17 protein-coding genes are annotated in these 15,529 nt (G+C 55.4%); 9 read left to right on the top strand and 8 right to left on the bottom strand.

Annotated elements, in window-relative coordinates; translation table 11 throughout:
- Positions 1-2 precede the first annotated feature (2 nt).
- From aroB to ACWXTG_RS09380, 3 genes are all read left to right on the top strand, one after another.
- Complete coding sequence (gene aroB, locus ACWXTG_RS09390; RefSeq protein WP_480219702.1) at positions 3-1,082, top strand: 3-dehydroquinate synthase; 1,080 nt, start codon at positions 3-5, stop codon at positions 1,080-1,082.
- Positions 1,079-2,197: a deoxyguanosinetriphosphate triphosphohydrolase gene (locus tag ACWXTG_RS09385; protein WP_480219701.1), complete on the top strand. Its 1,119-nt coding sequence runs from the start codon at positions 1,079-1,081 to the stop codon at positions 2,195-2,197. The genes aroB and ACWXTG_RS09385 overlap by 4 nt, the downstream gene beginning before the upstream one ends.
- Before the next feature lie 253 nt (positions 2,198-2,450).
- The gene (locus ACWXTG_RS09380) at positions 2,451-3,692 is read left to right on the top strand and encodes a porin (RefSeq protein WP_480219700.1); all 1,242 of its coding nucleotides are present in this window, start codon (positions 2,451-2,453) and stop codon (positions 3,690-3,692) included.
- Between the two features lie 127 nt (positions 3,693-3,819).
- On the opposite strand, the gene ACWXTG_RS09375 is transcribed toward ACWXTG_RS09380, so the two are convergent.
- The 6 genes from ACWXTG_RS09375 to glnA all read right to left on the bottom strand — a co-directional run bounded on the left by ACWXTG_RS09375 (position 3,820) and on the right by glnA (position 9,678).
- Positions 3,820-4,563 (bottom strand): nucleotidyl transferase AbiEii/AbiGii toxin family protein, encoded by a 744-nt coding sequence (locus ACWXTG_RS09375; protein ID WP_480219699.1) that lies wholly within the window; start codon positions 4,561-4,563, stop codon positions 3,820-3,822.
- A complete protein-coding gene (locus ACWXTG_RS09370; RefSeq protein WP_480219698.1) occupies positions 4,556-5,026 on the bottom strand; it encodes a helix-turn-helix domain-containing protein in 471 nt (156 codons plus the stop codon). Before ACWXTG_RS09370 ends, ACWXTG_RS09375 begins: the two co-directional genes overlap by 8 nt.
- 55 nt (positions 5,027-5,081) lie before the next feature.
- A complete protein-coding gene (gene ntrC, locus ACWXTG_RS09365; protein WP_287110050.1) occupies positions 5,082-6,470 on the bottom strand; it encodes a nitrogen regulation protein NR(I) in 1,389 nt (462 codons plus the stop codon).
- Between the two features lie 55 nt (positions 6,471-6,525).
- Complete coding sequence (gene glnL, locus ACWXTG_RS09360; RefSeq protein WP_309565697.1) at positions 6,526-7,623, bottom strand: nitrogen regulation protein NR(II); 1,098 nt, start codon at positions 7,621-7,623, stop codon at positions 6,526-6,528.
- A 52-nt stretch (positions 7,624-7,675) separates the two neighbouring features.
- Complete coding sequence (locus ACWXTG_RS09355) at positions 7,676-8,164, bottom strand: DUF4124 domain-containing protein (protein ID WP_480219697.1); 489 nt, start codon at positions 8,162-8,164, stop codon at positions 7,676-7,678.
- Between the two features lie 104 nt (positions 8,165-8,268).
- Positions 8,269-9,678, bottom strand: coding sequence for a type I glutamate--ammonia ligase (gene glnA, locus ACWXTG_RS09350; RefSeq protein ID WP_309565695.1), 1,410 nt, complete (start codon positions 9,676-9,678; stop codon positions 8,269-8,271).
- 250 nt (positions 9,679-9,928) lie between these two features.
- Here glnA and ACWXTG_RS09345 point away from each other — a divergent pair, with 250 nt between their 5' ends.
- Genes ACWXTG_RS09345 through ACWXTG_RS09320 form a run of 6 tightly spaced genes read left to right on the top strand, consistent with a single transcriptional unit; the run spans position 9,929 to position 13,565 of the window.
- Positions 9,929-10,384, top strand: coding sequence for a rhodanese-like domain-containing protein (locus ACWXTG_RS09345; protein WP_407996128.1), 456 nt, complete (start codon positions 9,929-9,931; stop codon positions 10,382-10,384).
- 8 nt (positions 10,385-10,392) lie between these two features.
- The gene (aroE, locus tag ACWXTG_RS09340) at positions 10,393-11,205 is read left to right on the top strand and encodes a shikimate dehydrogenase (protein ID WP_480219696.1); all 813 of its coding nucleotides are present in this window, start codon (positions 10,393-10,395) and stop codon (positions 11,203-11,205) included.
- Positions 11,202-11,891, top strand: coding sequence for a monofunctional biosynthetic peptidoglycan transglycosylase (mtgA, locus tag ACWXTG_RS09335; protein WP_480219695.1), 690 nt, complete (start codon positions 11,202-11,204; stop codon positions 11,889-11,891). The genes aroE and mtgA overlap by 4 nt, the downstream gene beginning before the upstream one ends.
- A gap of 44 nt (positions 11,892-11,935) precedes the next feature.
- Positions 11,936-12,079: an LPS translocon maturation chaperone LptM gene (lptM, locus tag ACWXTG_RS09330; RefSeq protein WP_480219694.1), complete on the top strand. Its 144-nt coding sequence runs from the start codon at positions 11,936-11,938 to the stop codon at positions 12,077-12,079.
- Between the two features lie 7 nt (positions 12,080-12,086).
- Positions 12,087-13,337 carry a diaminopimelate decarboxylase gene (lysA, locus tag ACWXTG_RS09325; protein WP_480219693.1) on the top strand — a complete coding sequence of 417 codons (1,251 nt, stop codon included), beginning with the start codon at positions 12,087-12,089 and terminating at the stop codon, positions 13,335-13,337.
- 39 nt (positions 13,338-13,376) lie between these two features.
- Positions 13,377-13,565: a YqaE/Pmp3 family membrane protein gene (locus ACWXTG_RS09320; RefSeq protein ID WP_230348638.1), complete on the top strand. Its 189-nt coding sequence runs from the start codon at positions 13,377-13,379 to the stop codon at positions 13,563-13,565.
- 59 nt (positions 13,566-13,624) lie between these two features.
- Here ACWXTG_RS09320 and ACWXTG_RS09315 read toward each other — a convergent pair whose 3' ends face one another.
- On the bottom strand, positions 13,625-14,917 hold the full coding sequence (locus tag ACWXTG_RS09315) for a type II toxin-antitoxin system HipA family toxin (protein ID WP_480219692.1): 1,293 nt from the start codon (positions 14,915-14,917) through the stop codon (positions 13,625-13,627).
- Positions 14,907-15,245 carry a helix-turn-helix domain-containing protein gene (locus tag ACWXTG_RS09310; RefSeq protein ID WP_480219691.1) on the bottom strand — a complete coding sequence of 113 codons (339 nt, stop codon included), beginning with the start codon at positions 15,243-15,245 and terminating at the stop codon, positions 14,907-14,909. The genes ACWXTG_RS09315 and ACWXTG_RS09310 overlap by 11 nt, the downstream gene beginning before the upstream one ends.
- Between the last annotated feature and the right edge of the window lie 284 nt (positions 15,246-15,529).

Here is a 15,529-nt window from a genome sequence, read left to right as displayed (position 1 = left end):
CCATGCAAACATTACACGTAGACTTGGGCGAGCGCTCCTATCCCATCCACATCGGCCGCGGCCTGCTGACCCAGCCGGAACTGATTCTGCAGCACCTCAAACGCAAGCAGGTGGCGATCGTCACCAATACCACGGTGGCCCCCTTGTATCTGGAAAAACTGGCCCAGCCTTTGCGCGATGCCGGAGTCAAGGTCATTCCCATCGTGCTGCCGGACGGCGAGGCCTACAAAAATTCAGCCACGCTCAACCTGATTTATGACGCCCTGCTCGAAAACCGCTGCGAGCGCAGCACCACCGTCATTGCCTTGGGCGGCGGGGTGATTGGCGACTTGGCCGGCTATGCGGCAGCGACGTATTTGCGCGGCGTGCCTTTCATCCAGGTGCCGACGACCCTGTTGTCGCAGGTGGATTCCTCTGTCGGCGGCAAGACCGGCATCAACCACCCGCTCGGCAAGAACATGATCGGTGCGTTTTACCAGCCGCAAGTGGTGCTGGCCGATATCGATACATTGTCCACATTGCCCGAGCGTGAGCTATCAGCTGGCCTTGCCGAGGTGATCAAATATGGCCTGATCCGCGACGAGCCATTCTTCGCATGGCAGGAAGCCAATATGCAGAAGCTGCTCGCGCTGGAGACGGAAGCCATGAGCTATGCCATCTACCGCTCATGCGAGAACAAGGCGGAAGTGGTGGCGGCCGACGAGCGCGAGTCTGGCGAGCGGGCCTTGCTCAACCTCGGCCATACCTTTGGCCATGCCATCGAAAATGCCATGGGCTATGGCGTTTGGCTGCATGGGGAAGCCGTGGCGGCAGGCACCATCTTGGCTGCCGATCTGTCGCATCGCCTGGGCTGGCTCAATGACGGGGACATCAAGCGCATTAAAGCCATCTTCAAGGAAGCCAGGCTGCCAATAGAGGCGCCGGCGCTGGGCGTGGATCGCTACCTCGACCTGATGGGGCTGGACAAGAAAGTCGTTGATGGCCAGATTCGCCTGGTTCTGCAGCAAGGCATCGGCAAGTCGCTCGTAACCAGCGACTACGATGCCAGCCTGTTGAAAGAAACCCTGGCGATCGCTGCATGATAGCGCTGGCGCCCTATGCCGCCGACCCGGCCCTGACCAAAGGGCGGGTCCATGAGGAGCCGGCGCCGGCGACCCGCAACCATTTCCAGCGCGACCGGGACCGTATCATCCATTCCGGCGCTTTCCGCCGGCTGGAATACAAAACCCAGGTATTCATCAACCATGAAGGCGACCTGTTCCGCACCCGGCTGACGCACAGTCTGGAAGTGGCGCAGATAGGCCGCGCGATTGCACGCAACCTCAACCTGCATGAAGACCTGATCGAGGCGGTGGCGCTTGCGCATGATCTCGGACACACGCCGTTCGGCCATGCCGGGCAGGACCAGCTCAATGAGTGCATGCGCGAATACGGCGGGTTTGAGCACAACCTGCAGTCATTACGCGTCGTAGACCATCTGGAATTGCGCTACGCCGAGTTCGACGGCCTCAACCTGACGTTCGAGGTGCGCGAAGGCATACTCAAGCATTGCTCCCTGCCCAATGCAAGACTGCTCGGCGAAATAGGGGAGCGCTTCATCAACAAGCAGCAGCCTTCGCTGGAAGCGCAAGTGGCGAACCTGGCCGACGAGATCGCCTATAACAACCATGATGTCGACGACGGCTTGCGCTCCGGCCTGATCACGATGCAACAGCTTGCCGAGGTGCGGCTGTTTGCCGAGCAGTTTTCCCTGGTGCAGCGGCAATACCCTGCGTTGGCCGGCCGCCGCCTGATCCACGAAACCGTCCGGCGCATGATTCATATCCTCGTGACGGATTTATGCGAACAAAGCCGCAAGAACATCGCAGACCATGCTCCCAAGACACTGGACGACATCCGGGCGCTTCCGCCTTTGATCGGCTTCAGCCCGGCCATCGACGAGCAGCAACTTGAGTTGAAGCGCTTCCTAAGGGCCAACCTCTACCGGCATTACCGCGTCAATCGCATGACGTCCAAGGCCAGGCGCATCATTGCGGAATTATTCAACGCCTTTCTGTCAGACCCCACCCTGCTGCCTGATGAATACCGGGTTGCAGACGGCGATGCACAGCCGCGGGTGATTGCGGACTACATTGCGGGCATGACGGACCGTTATGCCATCCGTGAGCATCAGCGGCTGTTCTCCATTTCTGAATAAAAGCTTTAGCATTCTTTTCTAACTGATTAGCAGAGAAGAAGTTTTCCCGGGAAATATTGGCTATAGCATTAATGTGTTGCGTAATTGCAACACAATCCCCAGCTCAGCATGAAAAAACCACAAGATTGCTTGCAGCCTCTGAATCGCCTTTGGCATACTGCCCATAACTTCTTTCACAAGAAGTAGGCGAAATACTCTCGAAGCGGTGGTAAAAACTGCACGAGAGCTAACTAAAACGCATTAGGAGATATACATGAACAAGAAACTAGGCTTGGCAGTTGCCGGCGCCGTCATGGCGTTTGGCGCTTCCGCTGCAAACGCAGGTATCATCATCCCAGCAGGCGACTGGACCATCGATATCGGTGGTAACGTCAATACTTACTACACTAACACTCGTTTCTCCGGCGACGCTTTTGCAAATATTGATCGTGCAAACCAAGTTTCCACAGGTCTGTTGCCTTCCGCGCTGGGTATCGGCGGTAAGACTCGTCAGAACGACCTGGACATTGCATTCCAGTTCACATTCTTCGTTGGCGCTAACAGCGAAAGCGGTTTTGGTACTACTGGCGCTCAAGGTTTGGCTCCTGGTGGTTCCGTAATTCAAAGCCGTGGTGGCGATGGCAACTCTATCAACATTCGTCAAGCTTACTTGACTTTTGGTGATGCTTCCTGGGGTACTATCAAGGCTGGTCGTGACCTCGGTCTGTTCGGTTCCGATGCTATCCTCTCCGACATGACCCTGTTGGGCGTTGGTGTTGGTGCAGGCGGTCCTGGTAACTCCACACTGGGCCGTATCGGTTCCGGTTATGTCTACGCTGATTGGATTGGTCAAATTCAATACGCATCCCCTAACTGGAACGGTTTCAGCTTTGCTGTAGCCGCTCGTGAAGGTTTGCGTAATAACTTGGACATCGTTGCTGCAGAAAAGTCCAAGTTAGGCTTTGACGGTAAGATTAGCTACGAATGGACTGGTGATTTTTCCGGTAAGGTTTGGGCAGGTTTCATTAGCCAAAAGCATGAAGGCGGTGTAGACACTGTTTCCGGTCTTGCTGTTGATAACTACACATCTCGTGGTTACGACATCGGCGGTAAGATCAACGTAGCTGATTTCGGCTTGGTTGGTTACTACTACGATGGTAAGGGTCTGGATGTTCAGACTGGTGGTCAATTGGGTGGCTTGCAATTCCTGAGCGGCAACAAGTCTGACGACAAGGGCGGTTATGTACAAGGTACATACAAGTTGCCAGGTGTTGGTACCAAGTTGGGTCTGTCCTATGGTATCTCTAAATCTGACAACAGCAGCAGTGCAACAGTTAACCCAGGTGTAGATTTCGAGAACAAGTCCTGGATTGTTGGTGCTTATCATCCTCTGACCAAGAGCCTGAATCTGGTTGCAGAATATGCACATCAAAAGGTTGAGGCAAGCAACACTGTAGCTGGTAATGTTGACGGCAAGGCCAAGACAATCAGCTTGGGCGCGATCCTGTTCTTCTAGGATTTAAATCGCAAGATTTAGCTTAGAAAGCAATCGTAAAAACGGCACCTTCGGGTGCCGTTTTTTATTGCGCAAAGATGTGGAAGGGGTTGCTGGAGGGGATGTCCAAGGCTTGCATTGAAAGAGTTTATATTTCTGGTGCTGATCTGAAGATTTCCTTGGCTATATCAATTTCGTATTGATTAACGCAGTTGAGCATGAATGCATAAATCTCTTCCATTTTGATATCAAGTTGAATGGAATTGAATCCCTCGTCATCTGAATCAATCGGCGCTGCACCCAATAGAACATCTTTGGCAAACTCTATACTGTAGGAAGCATCTGCTGCAAGTCCTGCATCAAAGATATCTCTTACTGTTTTGCCGTAATCCCGTAACAGTATCATTAAGTCGTAAAGGTCTCTGGAGCGTATGCGTTTTGAAATGAGCCATGCCTTCATTTCAAAAATGGCATTGATATCCATGATCTGGAAATTTGTATCTGGGGTTTGATGACGGCCTAATGTTGCAAAATGCTGATAGGGGGCATCATTTCTTGCAAAAAAGGTAACCTTGACTCCATTGATAGAGTAATCCCGGGATAGTGAGAGAAGGTCTTGATTGTTGATTCTGGCTTGGGTAATTCTCCAGGTCGGTGTAGCTAACTGGATATGATGACCATTGCTTTTTAAGTCTTCGACGATGGCATCAATGCGTGTACTCGACATCTGTTCTGCTGGGAGCCAGAACTCTAGGTCTTCACTTAGGCGGTGGCCGATCTGCAAGGATAGCGCCGTGCCGCCGATTAGGTTGAAGCCGGACATCAGTGGTTGTCTGGCCAATGCTTGAAAGACTTCAGCAGTTCTAGGAGGTGCAAACTCCAAATTAAGCATGGCTCAAGGCTGCCTGCAAATTCTCAAGCATACGGTTGATATTGGCTGCAGCATGAGGGATATTGCTGATGACGGTTTTTGCCCTGGCTGATATTGCCTGTATTCCGTACGCTGCGGTTATACGAGCAATATCTTCATAAATGCCTCTTTCCAACACACGATCAATCAATAATTCATCTGGCAGACTGGGATTGCTCCAATCGTAGGGGAAGGATAAACCCAGTTCTTCAGATTTTCTTTTTGATACTTGCAGGCTCATTCCCTTTGGCTTGGGTTGGAGCGCATTTGCAGTGCGAATAATCGCTGAAAGCCGATTGACGCCTATTTCTTTGATAGTGCCTTTCTCAAGCGCATTAATGGTTGCCCGCGATACGCCGGAGCGAGCCGCAAGTTCGGCTTGGCTTAACCCGCTTTTAATGCGACGGTGCCTGATGCTGGACCCTATTTCCAAGATATTGATCATGAATGATATTTTACATAGCTTGAACTTTATATCAAATATATTCTACATTTTGATTTTATTCGTCTATCCCCAGTTCCTGAATCTTGCGTGTCAGCGTATTGCGGCCCATCCCCAGTTGCGTAGCGGCTTCGATACGGCGTCCTCCCGTATGTTGTAGTGCCTTGGTGATCAGGATGCGCTCGAATTGCTGGGTACGGCTATCGAGGATATCGTGTTCGCCGCGGTTGAGGGCATCCGTGACCTCGGATGCGAGGGCATTCTGCCAAGAGGTGGCGCTGGCGGGTTTGGCGGCATCTTCCTTGAGTTCAGGCGGCAGGTCGGCGATGTCGATGTTTTGGCCCGGCGCCATGACGGTGAGCCAGTGGCATACGTTTTCCAGTTGGCGCACGTTGCCGCTCCAGCTCAGCGTGCCGAGATAACGCAGGGCCGCGGTGGATGGCTGCTTGGCTTCGACGCCCAGCTCGCGGGCGCTATGTTGCAGAAAATGCTTGACCAGCAACGGGATGTCTTCGCGGCGTTCGCGCAACGGCGGCAGGCGCAGGCGGATGACGTTGAGGCGGTGGAACAAATCCTCGCGGAACAGCCCGAGCTTGACCCTTTCTTCCAAGTCTTGGTGTGTCGCGGCAATGATGCGCACATTGACCTTGACTGGCTGGTGGCCGCCTACGCGGTAGAACTGGCCGTCGCATAGCACGCGCAACAAGCGCGTCTGTAGGTCGGAAGGCATGTCGCCGATTTCGTCGAGGAACAAGGTGCCGCCGTCGGCTTGCTCGAAGCGTCCGCGCCTTGCGGCTTGCGCTCCGGTAAATGCGCCGCGTTCATGGCCGAACAATTCGGACTCGAGCAGATCCTTGGGGATGGCTGCGGTATTGATGGCGATGAATGGCTTGTCGAAACGCGGGCTGTGGCGGTGCAGCGCGCTTGCCACCAACTCCTTGCCGGTGCCGGATTCGCCATTGATCAATACTGTGGAGTGCGAGCGGCTCAGGCGGCCGATGGCACGGAAGACCTCCTGCATGGCAGGCGCCTGGCCGATAATTTCCGGTGTCTCTTCTTGAATCACGACTTCCGTGGCCTGGCGCATGCTCTCATCTACGGCGCGGCGGATGATTTCGATGGCCTGGTCCACGTCGAAAGGCTTGGCAAGGTATTCGAAAGCGCCGCCTTGGAAGGCGGCAACCGCGCTTTCAAGGTCGGAGTAAGCCGTCATGATGATGACGGGAATGTCCGGGTGTTTTTGCTTCACTTCGTGGAGGAAATCCAGGCCGGAGCCGTTAGGCATGCGGATGTCGCTGACAATGACTTGCGGTTCTTCCCTGTTGAGGGCGTTCAAGGCTTCCGGTACGGATGCGAAGGTCTTGAAATCCATATCGGTGCGTGCCAGGGCCTTTTCAAATACCCAGCGTATGGATTTGTCGTCGTCTATGATCCAGATTGGTTTCATGATGGTTACCTGTGTAGTCTGTCTTTTATTAGAAGTAATTGTTCTTGTGCACGCGTTATTGTCTTGCAATGTAAGACTTCATCGCCGTGCTTTCAATGGGCAGCAATATGGTGAAGCTGGTGTGGCCTGGCTCGCTCTCACACTCGATCATGCCGTGGTGCTGGGTAATGAAGGTCTGGGCCAGGGTCAGGCCGAGCCCGGTGCCGCCATCGTGGCCTGACACCAGTGGGTAGAAAATACGCTCACGGATATCAGGCGGGATGCCGGGGCCGTTATCGATGATCTGCAGCTTGATGGCGACCCGGTAGCGTTTCTTTGCCAAGGTGACTTGGCGGGCGGCACGGGTGCGCAGGATGATCTCCGGCGTTTCTGCTCCAGGGTTGTTCTGCATGGCCTGCACCGCATTACGGGCAATGTTCAATACGGCCTGGATGAGTTTCTCGCGATCCCCGATCAACTCGGGCAGGCTGGTGTCGTAATCCCTGCGGATGTGTATGCCGCGCGGAGATTCGGCCAGCAACAGGCTGCGCACGCGCTCCAGTACTTCGTGGATATTGGTAGGTTCGTACTTCGGTACGCGGTGCGGCACCAACAGCCTGTCCATCAGCAATTGCAGCCGGTCGGCTTCCTTGATGATGACCTGGGTGTATTCGCGCAGGCCGACTTGCGGCAATTCATGCTCCAGCAATTGCGCCGCGCCGCGCAGCCCGCCTAGCGGATTGCGGATTTCATGGGCCAGGTTGCGCAATAGCTCGGCATTGGCTTGTTGCTGGATGAGCATGCGCTCTTCGCGCGCAATGCGCAGCTGTTGATCCATATGCTGGAATTCCAGGACCAGGCAGGCGGGAGCCAGTTCCACCGGCGTCACGGTACAGGTGACGGCGAAAGATTGCTGACGCAGCGTGGTGATCGGGAACTCGTGCTCGCGGAACGGGCTGTGGTGCTTGATCGCATGTTCCATGGCGGAGTCGAGGATGTCGCAGCCGGGAAATACCTGTGAGACGGGCAAGCCTGCGATCTGCTTGGCGCTGATGGCAAATAATACCTCGGCACCGGGATTGGCATATACGACGCGACGTTGCTTATCGAGCAGGATGACCGCAGTGGATAGATGTTCCAATCCTGCGAATGAGGGGGGGATTTTATGTTCCATGGCTTCTCTTAAGCAAAAGCCAGGCCAGTTGCTTCAGCAGAGCAGAAGCCTTTTATTTAAAAGCTTCCAGCTCTTTTTGCAGAAGCTGCACATTGCGCTCGTGTGCATCGACGTCGGCCTGCAATCGCTGCATTTTTTCCTCAAATTTTGCGACGTTGCGATAGGTTTTTCCGTTGGCGCCACGGTATACCTCAGGCTTGGACTCGCCTTCGGCATAGGCTTTCTTGGCTTCTTCCAGAGCCGCTTTTTCTGCTTCCAGTTCCTCGAGCAGGATTTTCTTGCGCTGGTCGTCGCGCTTTTTCTGCGTCTGGCTGTCTACCCGCGGGAAATTGCTGGGCGTAGCCTGGGTCTTGGGTTTGGGGGCTGCCGTTGTCGCTGGAGGCGGCGGGTCTATCTCCAGCTTGATCGCCCCTTTGCTGGGGACGTTGGAGTAGGTGACATGGCCGTTCTCGTCGACGCTTTTATAGATTTCGGCATGGGCGCTGCTACAGGTGAATGCATATGCAAGCCAAGTAAAAAGGGACAGGCGAATTCTTTTCATGAGATTCAGTGTAGAGCAGAAGTCTGGTGCAGGCAATTGCCGCCGAGGCGTATTCCAGGCATAAAAAAAGCGGGGAAACCCGCTTTTTTTATGCAATGCGCTGATTAAACGCTGTAGTACAGGCTGAACTCGACCGGGTGCGGAGTCTGGCGCAGCTTGGTCACTTCTTCCATCTTCAGGTCGATGTAGGCATTGATCCAGTCGTCGGAGAACACGCCGCCGCGGGTCAGGAACTCGCGATCCTTGTCCAGGGCTTCCAGCGCTTGTTCCAGGGAGGAGGCGACAGTTGGGATCGCTGCATCTTCTTCTGGCGGCAAGTGGTAAAGATCCTTGGTGGCAGGCTCGCCAGGGTGGATCTTGTTCTGCACGCCGTCCAGACCAGCCATCAGCAATGCGCTGAATGCCAGGTATGGGTTGGCGGTTGGGTCAGGGAAGCGGGCTTCGATACGGCGCGCCTTGTCGGATTGCACGAAAGGAACACGGATGGACGCGGAGCGGTTCTTCGCGGAGTAAGCCAGTTTCACGGGGGCTTCGAAACCGGGAACCAGGCGCTTGTAGGAGTTGGTGCCTGGATTGGTGATGGCGTTCAGCGCGCGCGCGTGCTTGATGATGCCGCCGATATAGTAGAGCGCAAATTCGCTCAGGCCGGCATAACCGTTGCCTGCAAACAGGTTCTTGCCGTCTTTCCATACGGATTGGTGTACGTGCATGCCGGAACCGTTGTCGCCGAAGATAGGCTTGGGCATGAAGGTGGCTGTTTTGCCGTATGCATGTGCCGTGTTCAATACGACGTACTTGAGGATCTGGGTCCAGTCGGCGCGTTGAACCAGGGTGCTGAACTTGGTGCCGATCTCACATTGGCCGGCGGTTGCGACTTCGTGGTGGTGAACTTCGACAGGCACACCCAGCTCTTCCAGGGCTACTACCATGGCGGAGCGGATGTCGTGCAGGGAGTCGATTGGGGGAACGGGGAAATAGCCGCCCTTGACGCCTGGACGGTGGCCGGTGTTGCCGCCTTCGAACTTCTCGTTAGAAGCCCATGCGGCCTCTTCGGAGTTGATCTTGACCGAGCTGCCGCTCATGTCCACGGACCAGTTGATGGAGTCGAAAATGAAGAATTCTGGCTCTGGGCCGAAGAAGGCCGCATCACCGATGCCGCTGGACTTCAGATAAGCTTCAGCGCGCTTGGCGATGCTGCGCGGGCAACGGTCATAACCTTTGCCGTCGGTAGGGTCCACGACGTCACAGGTGAGGAACAGGGTGGGCTCGTCCATGAAAGGGTCGATGTTGGCAGTCTCTGGATCAGGGATCAGGAGCATGTCGGATGCCTGGATGCCCTTCCAGCCTGCAATGGAAGACCCGTCGAAAGCGTGGCCTTCAGTAAACTTGTCTTCGTCGAATGCGGAAATCGGCACGGTCACGTGCTGTTCCTTGCCCTTGGTGTCAGTAAAGCGAAAATCGACAAACTTGATGTCGTTTTCCTTCACAAGCTTTAATACGTCGGCCACCGCCATTTGATTCTCCTAGCTCTTTTTGGATTAAGAAGTTAATTAAGCACTATGCTTGACACTAAGGTGAAGCAGGAACTGTGCCATTGAATTCGCGCAAATTCCCATTTTTACACATAAGGTTATAAAAGAGAAACGCTATGTGTGCACCAAAATATTGCGTTCACTCGGTTTTGTGCACCATTAATGTGCATTGAAGATTGTGGCAAAATTTAACGCTATACTCCGCATTTCTGAGAGGGTAAAGGAGAGAGCAATGGAAACGTTGAATGCCATTTTGCTGAATGCAAAACAGCGTGCCGAGCAGCACGGGCTTCCCTATGCCGGAGCATTGACGCCACGGGAGGCGCAGAAGGTCCTGGAGCTGGCCCCTTCGGCCAAGCTGGTGGATGTGCGCACCAAAGCGGAGCTTGAACTGGTGGGCCGCGTGCCCAATGCGACGCACATCGAATGGGCGTTTTATCCTGGAATGGTGGCTAATCCGGATTTCCTGTCCCAATTGGACAAGCAGGTCGATCACGAGGCGTTGGTGATGTTCCTCTGCCGTACCGGCGGGCGTTCCCATAACGCAGCCGTCTTGGCCGCCCAGGCCGGATATGCCGAGGCCTACAACGTGCTCGAAGGTTTTGAAGGCGAGTCCACGCCGGACACCAAGCAGCGCGGCAGTATCAACGGCTGGAAGGCTGCCGGCCTGCCCTGGACCAACGCCTGAGGATTTGCATGGATCGTTATGCCGTGATCGGCCACCCGGTGGAGCATAGTAAGTCCCCTTTGATCCATGCCGCATTCGCGCAGCAGACGGGACAGCAGATCGAATACGGCAAGGTGCAGGCGCCCCTGGACGGGTTTGTTGCCACTGTGGCCGGTTTGCAGGCGCAGGGCTATTGCGGGGCCAATGTCACCGTGCCTTTCAAGTTCGAGGCCTATTCATTGGCAACCGAATTGAGCGAACGAGCGCGTGATGCAGGCGCGGTGAATACGCTGAGCTTCAAGAATGGCGGCATCCATGGTGACAATACGGATGGTGTCGGGTTGGTGCGCGACATCCTGCAAAACCTGGAATTTTCCCTGGCAGGCAAGCGTGTATTGCTGTTGGGAGCGGGAGGCGCCGCGGAAGGCGTGTTGGGGCCGTTGCTGCAAGCATCTCCTGCATTGCTGTGCATTGCCAACCGCAGCGTGAAAAAGGCCGAGGCGATGGCAGCGCGTGCCAGGCCTGTTGATGCTGAGCTGGAAGCATGCAGTTTCGACGCCTTGGCCGGCAAGGCGTTCGATGTCGTGATCAATGCGACTTCCAGCGGCTTGAGCAACGAGCGGCTGCCGTTGCCGTCAGGACTGTTTGCCGCTGATGCCTTGGCGTACGACATGATGTATGGACGTGAAACGCCTTTCATGCAGTATGCGCGTGAAGAGGGCGTGCAGAAAATTGCCGATGGGCTGGGCATGCTGGTGGAGCAGGCGGCAGAAGCCTTTTATATCTGGCGCCAGGTGCGGCCGGATACCGCATCCGTGATTGCCGCATTGCGCGCATCATGATCAGGCGGTTGTTGTGGCGCGGGTTGCTGCTGGCTCTGGTGCTGGTGGTGCTGTACCAGCTTTGGATATTCATGCATATCCTCTGGTGGGCGGAGCATAATCCCTCAAGCAGCGCTTTCATGCGCACCAGCTTGGCGACGTTGCGCCAAGATAATCCCGACGCGACGCTCAAGCACCAGTGGGTGGAGTATCAGAAGATTTCCCGCAACCTCAAGCGCGCGGTGATTGCGTCCGAGGACGCCAAGTTTGTTGGCCATGAGGGGTTTGATTGGGACGGCATCCAGAAGGCGTATGAAAAGAACTGGCAAAAAGGCAAGATCGTCGCGGGCGGCTCCACCATCAGCCAGCAGCTTGCCAAGAACCTGTTCCTTTCCACCGGGCGCACGCCCTGGCGCAAGCTGGAAGAGGCCGCGATCACCTGGATGCTGGAGCGCATGATGAGCAAGCGCAGGATTTTCGAGATTTACCTCAATGTGATCGAGTGGGGCAATGGCGTGTTCGGCGCCGAGGCTGCCGCGCGGCATTACTACAAGACTAGCGCCGCCAGCCTGAGCGCCGCCCAGGCCGCCAAGTTGGCGGCGATGATCCCGAATCCGCGCTATTACGACAAGCATCGTGAAGCGCGAGGCCTGATCCGCAAGGCGGGTATCATCGAATCGCGCATGCGCTACGCGGAAGTGCCCTGATGGCATTGCCGAAGCCGCGATAGCCTTGTGTTAAAATAATCTCTTTGAATCCAAACAATATGCGCTTCTGCTTCCTGATCCTGATTGCAAGCCTGACCTTGGCCGCATGCGGCACCAAGGGCGACCTTTATATCCCGGAAAAACAGTACCCGCAGGAACCGCAGCCGCAACAACAACCTTCCCGATGAGTTGTCCGTGAATCCATTTCAGTTGAAGAATGGCATCCTGCATGCCGAAAACGTGCCGTTGACTCGTGTTGCCGAAGAGTTCGGCACGCCGAGCTACGTCTATTCCCGCGCCGCGCTGGAAAACGCCTATACCCGTTTTGCGGCGGGGTTCGCAGGCACGGACCACCTCGTCTGCTTCGCGGTGAAGTCCAACCCCAGCCTGGCGGTGCTCAACCTGTTCGCCCGCCTGGGCGCTGGCTTTGACATTGTCTCTGGCGGCGAACTGGCGCGGGTGCTGGCTGCGGGCGGCGACCCTGCCAAGGTGGTGTTCTCCGGCGTGGGCAAGACCGAAGCGGAAATGCAGGCGGCATTGGATGCGGGGATTTTCTGCTTCAATGTGGAATCCGCCAGCGAGCTGGACCGGCTCAATGACGTTGCTGCCCGTTTGGGCAAGACGGCGCCGGTTTCATTGCGCGTCAACCCCAACGTGGACGCCAAGACGCACCCCTACATTTCCACCGGGCTCAAGAACAACAAGTTCGGGGTTGCGTATGAGGATGCCTTCAGCCTGTACAAGCATGCAGCCAGCTTGCCCAATATTGCCGTGCATGGCGTGGATTGCCATATCGGCTCGCAATTGACCGAGCTGTCGCCGTTCCTGGATGCGTTCGACCGGGTATTGGCGCTGGTGGACCAGCTGGAAGCCGAAGGCATCAGGGTTGAGCATATCGATCTCGGCGGCGGTATCGGCATATGCTATGCCGACGAGACGCCGCCTGATTTTGCAGCGTACGCCGCCGCCATGCTGCAAAAGCTGGGCGACCGCAAGGTCAAGCTGGTGTTCGAGCCTGGGCGTGCCTTGGTGGGGAATGCCGGTGCGTTGATTACCAAGGTGGAATACCTCAAGCATACCGAAGCCAAGAACTTTGCCATTGTGGATGCCGCCATGAACGACCTCATGCGCCCGGCGCTCTACGATGCCTATCATGAGATCGCGGCGGTCGAGCCTGCTGAAGACCAAACTGCCGCCCAGGTTTACGAGATTGTTGGCCCGGTTTGCGAAAGCGGCGATTTTCTCGGCCATGACCGCAGGCTGGCATTGCAGCAAGGCGACTTGCTTGCGGTGTTGTCCGCCGGTGCCTACGGCATGAGCATGAGTTCCAACTACAACACCCGCCCCCGCGCTGCCGAAATCATGGTGGATGGCGACAAAGTTCACCTGATCCGCGAGCGCGAGACCATCGCGCAACTGTTCGCCCTGGAAAAGATTCTGGGCTAAACTGTCGCAACAAGTTCAAAAGACAAAGAGGAGATTGAAATGCGCCTGATTCTTGCCATTTTCCTGCCTTGGCTGCAGTTCTTCACGATTGGCCGTCCGATTGCGGGCATCATCTGCCTGATCCTGCAAATCACCATCATCGGCTGGCTGCCAGCGGCAATCTGGTCCGTGTATGCGCTGAGCGAATATAAAACCGACCAGAAAATCCAGAGAGCATTGCAAAAGTAGGAAACACCCAAAATAAAAAAGCCAGCGATTGCTGGCTTTTTGGTTTCTCGTATTGAGGGTTAGGCATAGATTTCTGCCAGCCTCAATATGGCCTCCGGCGATCCTTCAAAAATAAACGGGTTAAGAAACATCCTGCCTTGGAACAGCTGGCGATCCACTTTACTCAACGCCGCTTCGTCGCAAATGCTTGTCCAGCGTGTATGTACTATGTTGAGCTGATGTCGGATGATCTCAACGGCCTCGGCTGTCTTCAGCTGAAATCTTGGCGCTGCTTGCAGGCATACGGCAAGATTGCTCATCCGGTTTTCGCCGATGATCAGCATTGCCTGCGTGGCCTCCCGGCCTGTCCGGTATTGCGGACAGATATCGTAGGCAGGCGTCAGCTTCAGCGTCTTGCCATCCCAGAATGCAGCATGGTTCCTGGCGTGATCGTCGGTGTTGCCGCAGATGATGTTGAAAACCAGGCGGGAAAACAATTCGTGTAGCGTCGCGCTGGGCTTATCGAAGCGTTGGCGGATAATATCCGAAAACTCTTCGTAACTGGCATATCGTGCCATCATCTCATCAAGGCCAAACAGCGTCAGTGCCGAGACCATGAGTCGCCGCTGCCAGCCGCTATTGCCAGCTTTCAAGCGGTCGAACCGTTCAATCAGGATGACGTCCTTGCCTGCCGTATGGCGTAGCTGTACCGGCGCTACGTGCAAGCCAGTCTCTGCGGCGAGCCGCATGGCGATGTATTCAGCTTTTACCACATTGTAAGTGTCCGTCGAGGACGAGAATTTTGCGATGAACTTGCGGTCTTCGTCCTCAATCATCGCTTTCGGCCGTGCGCCTCCCAGCGAACTCCCATGAAACAGCGCCTGTTCCAATTCGGGGCTAAGCGGCACGCCGTTTTCTACCATTTCTGCCGCATGCATCAGATCATCAAGCGAGGCTGCCTGGCCGGTGCGCGGCACATATTCTGTTGGCGACGCCTGGAAATCGAGACCGCCGATCCTGTCCGAGCCGGATTCAAGCAGGTAAGTCAACTCATCCAACGCGCCGATATCCGCATTCTTACCCTTGGTACCCGCCAGCCGGTTTAGGATAACCCGCCGGCCCCATGCGTCAGGCGCTGCATCGCGTAGCGCGCTTGCCAGCTTCAGGCCTGTCTTGGGGGGAATGATTCCGCGCACCAGTGGCAGCTCGGGCTCGTAGAGGGGAACGGCATCCCTTCTCTCCAGGTAGCTGCGGCCATAATTGAAAAGCAACTGGTCTTTGTCGCGGCTGAGCAGGCCCGCTACCACCGGTTGTGTGGCGCCAGGCAGCCAGATCCATACATAGGCTTCGTCAGCTACTTTTCTAGAAATCATCCTTCACCACCTTTTTGGAAGGTCGGACGGCGCGAGGCAGCAGGGAAAGTGTTTTCTCCGCGTTAGCTATATGCAATCCCACTGTAGACTGATCTGCGCTGAAAAGAGGAACGCCTACGATGGTGGCAAGCTCAAACACGCTGCCAATTCCGCATCCCATATCACCTTCTTCCGCGCGGTAAACCAAGCCGCGGGATACGCCAGCGCGCTCTGCCAATTCTTCTATGGTCCATCCACGTTCGATCCGCGCATTGCGGATCATCAGGCCGAGCAGTCGCGCTGCATCTTGGCTGGGACGGGAATATGCTCGGGAGGAGGGTTTTACCATAGTGGCGGCTGTGCTAATGGTTAACGGTATAAGTTCCGTATGCGTTATTCGGCAAAGTATTGTGGTCTTATTTGCTGGTGCAGGCAAGGATTTTGTTTCATTAATGGATCATTTTTCATGATAACGACCTGTTAATGGAACAAAAATGTTGAAAATGAAGATGGGGCGGCTGGAAACGCAATCGTTTTTCAAGCTGAACGGTTTCTAATGGCTGAGGCTTGGTTCGGCTTCTTGCCATTTCCCGCATTATGGTACAGGTGCTGCTTTTAGGCGTGGATGATGGT

This window comes from Methylobacillus sp. DLP286, assembly GCF_056636515.1.
Note: the sequence above shows the minus strand (reverse complement) of the source record. Positions and strands in the feature narration are given on the sequence as shown.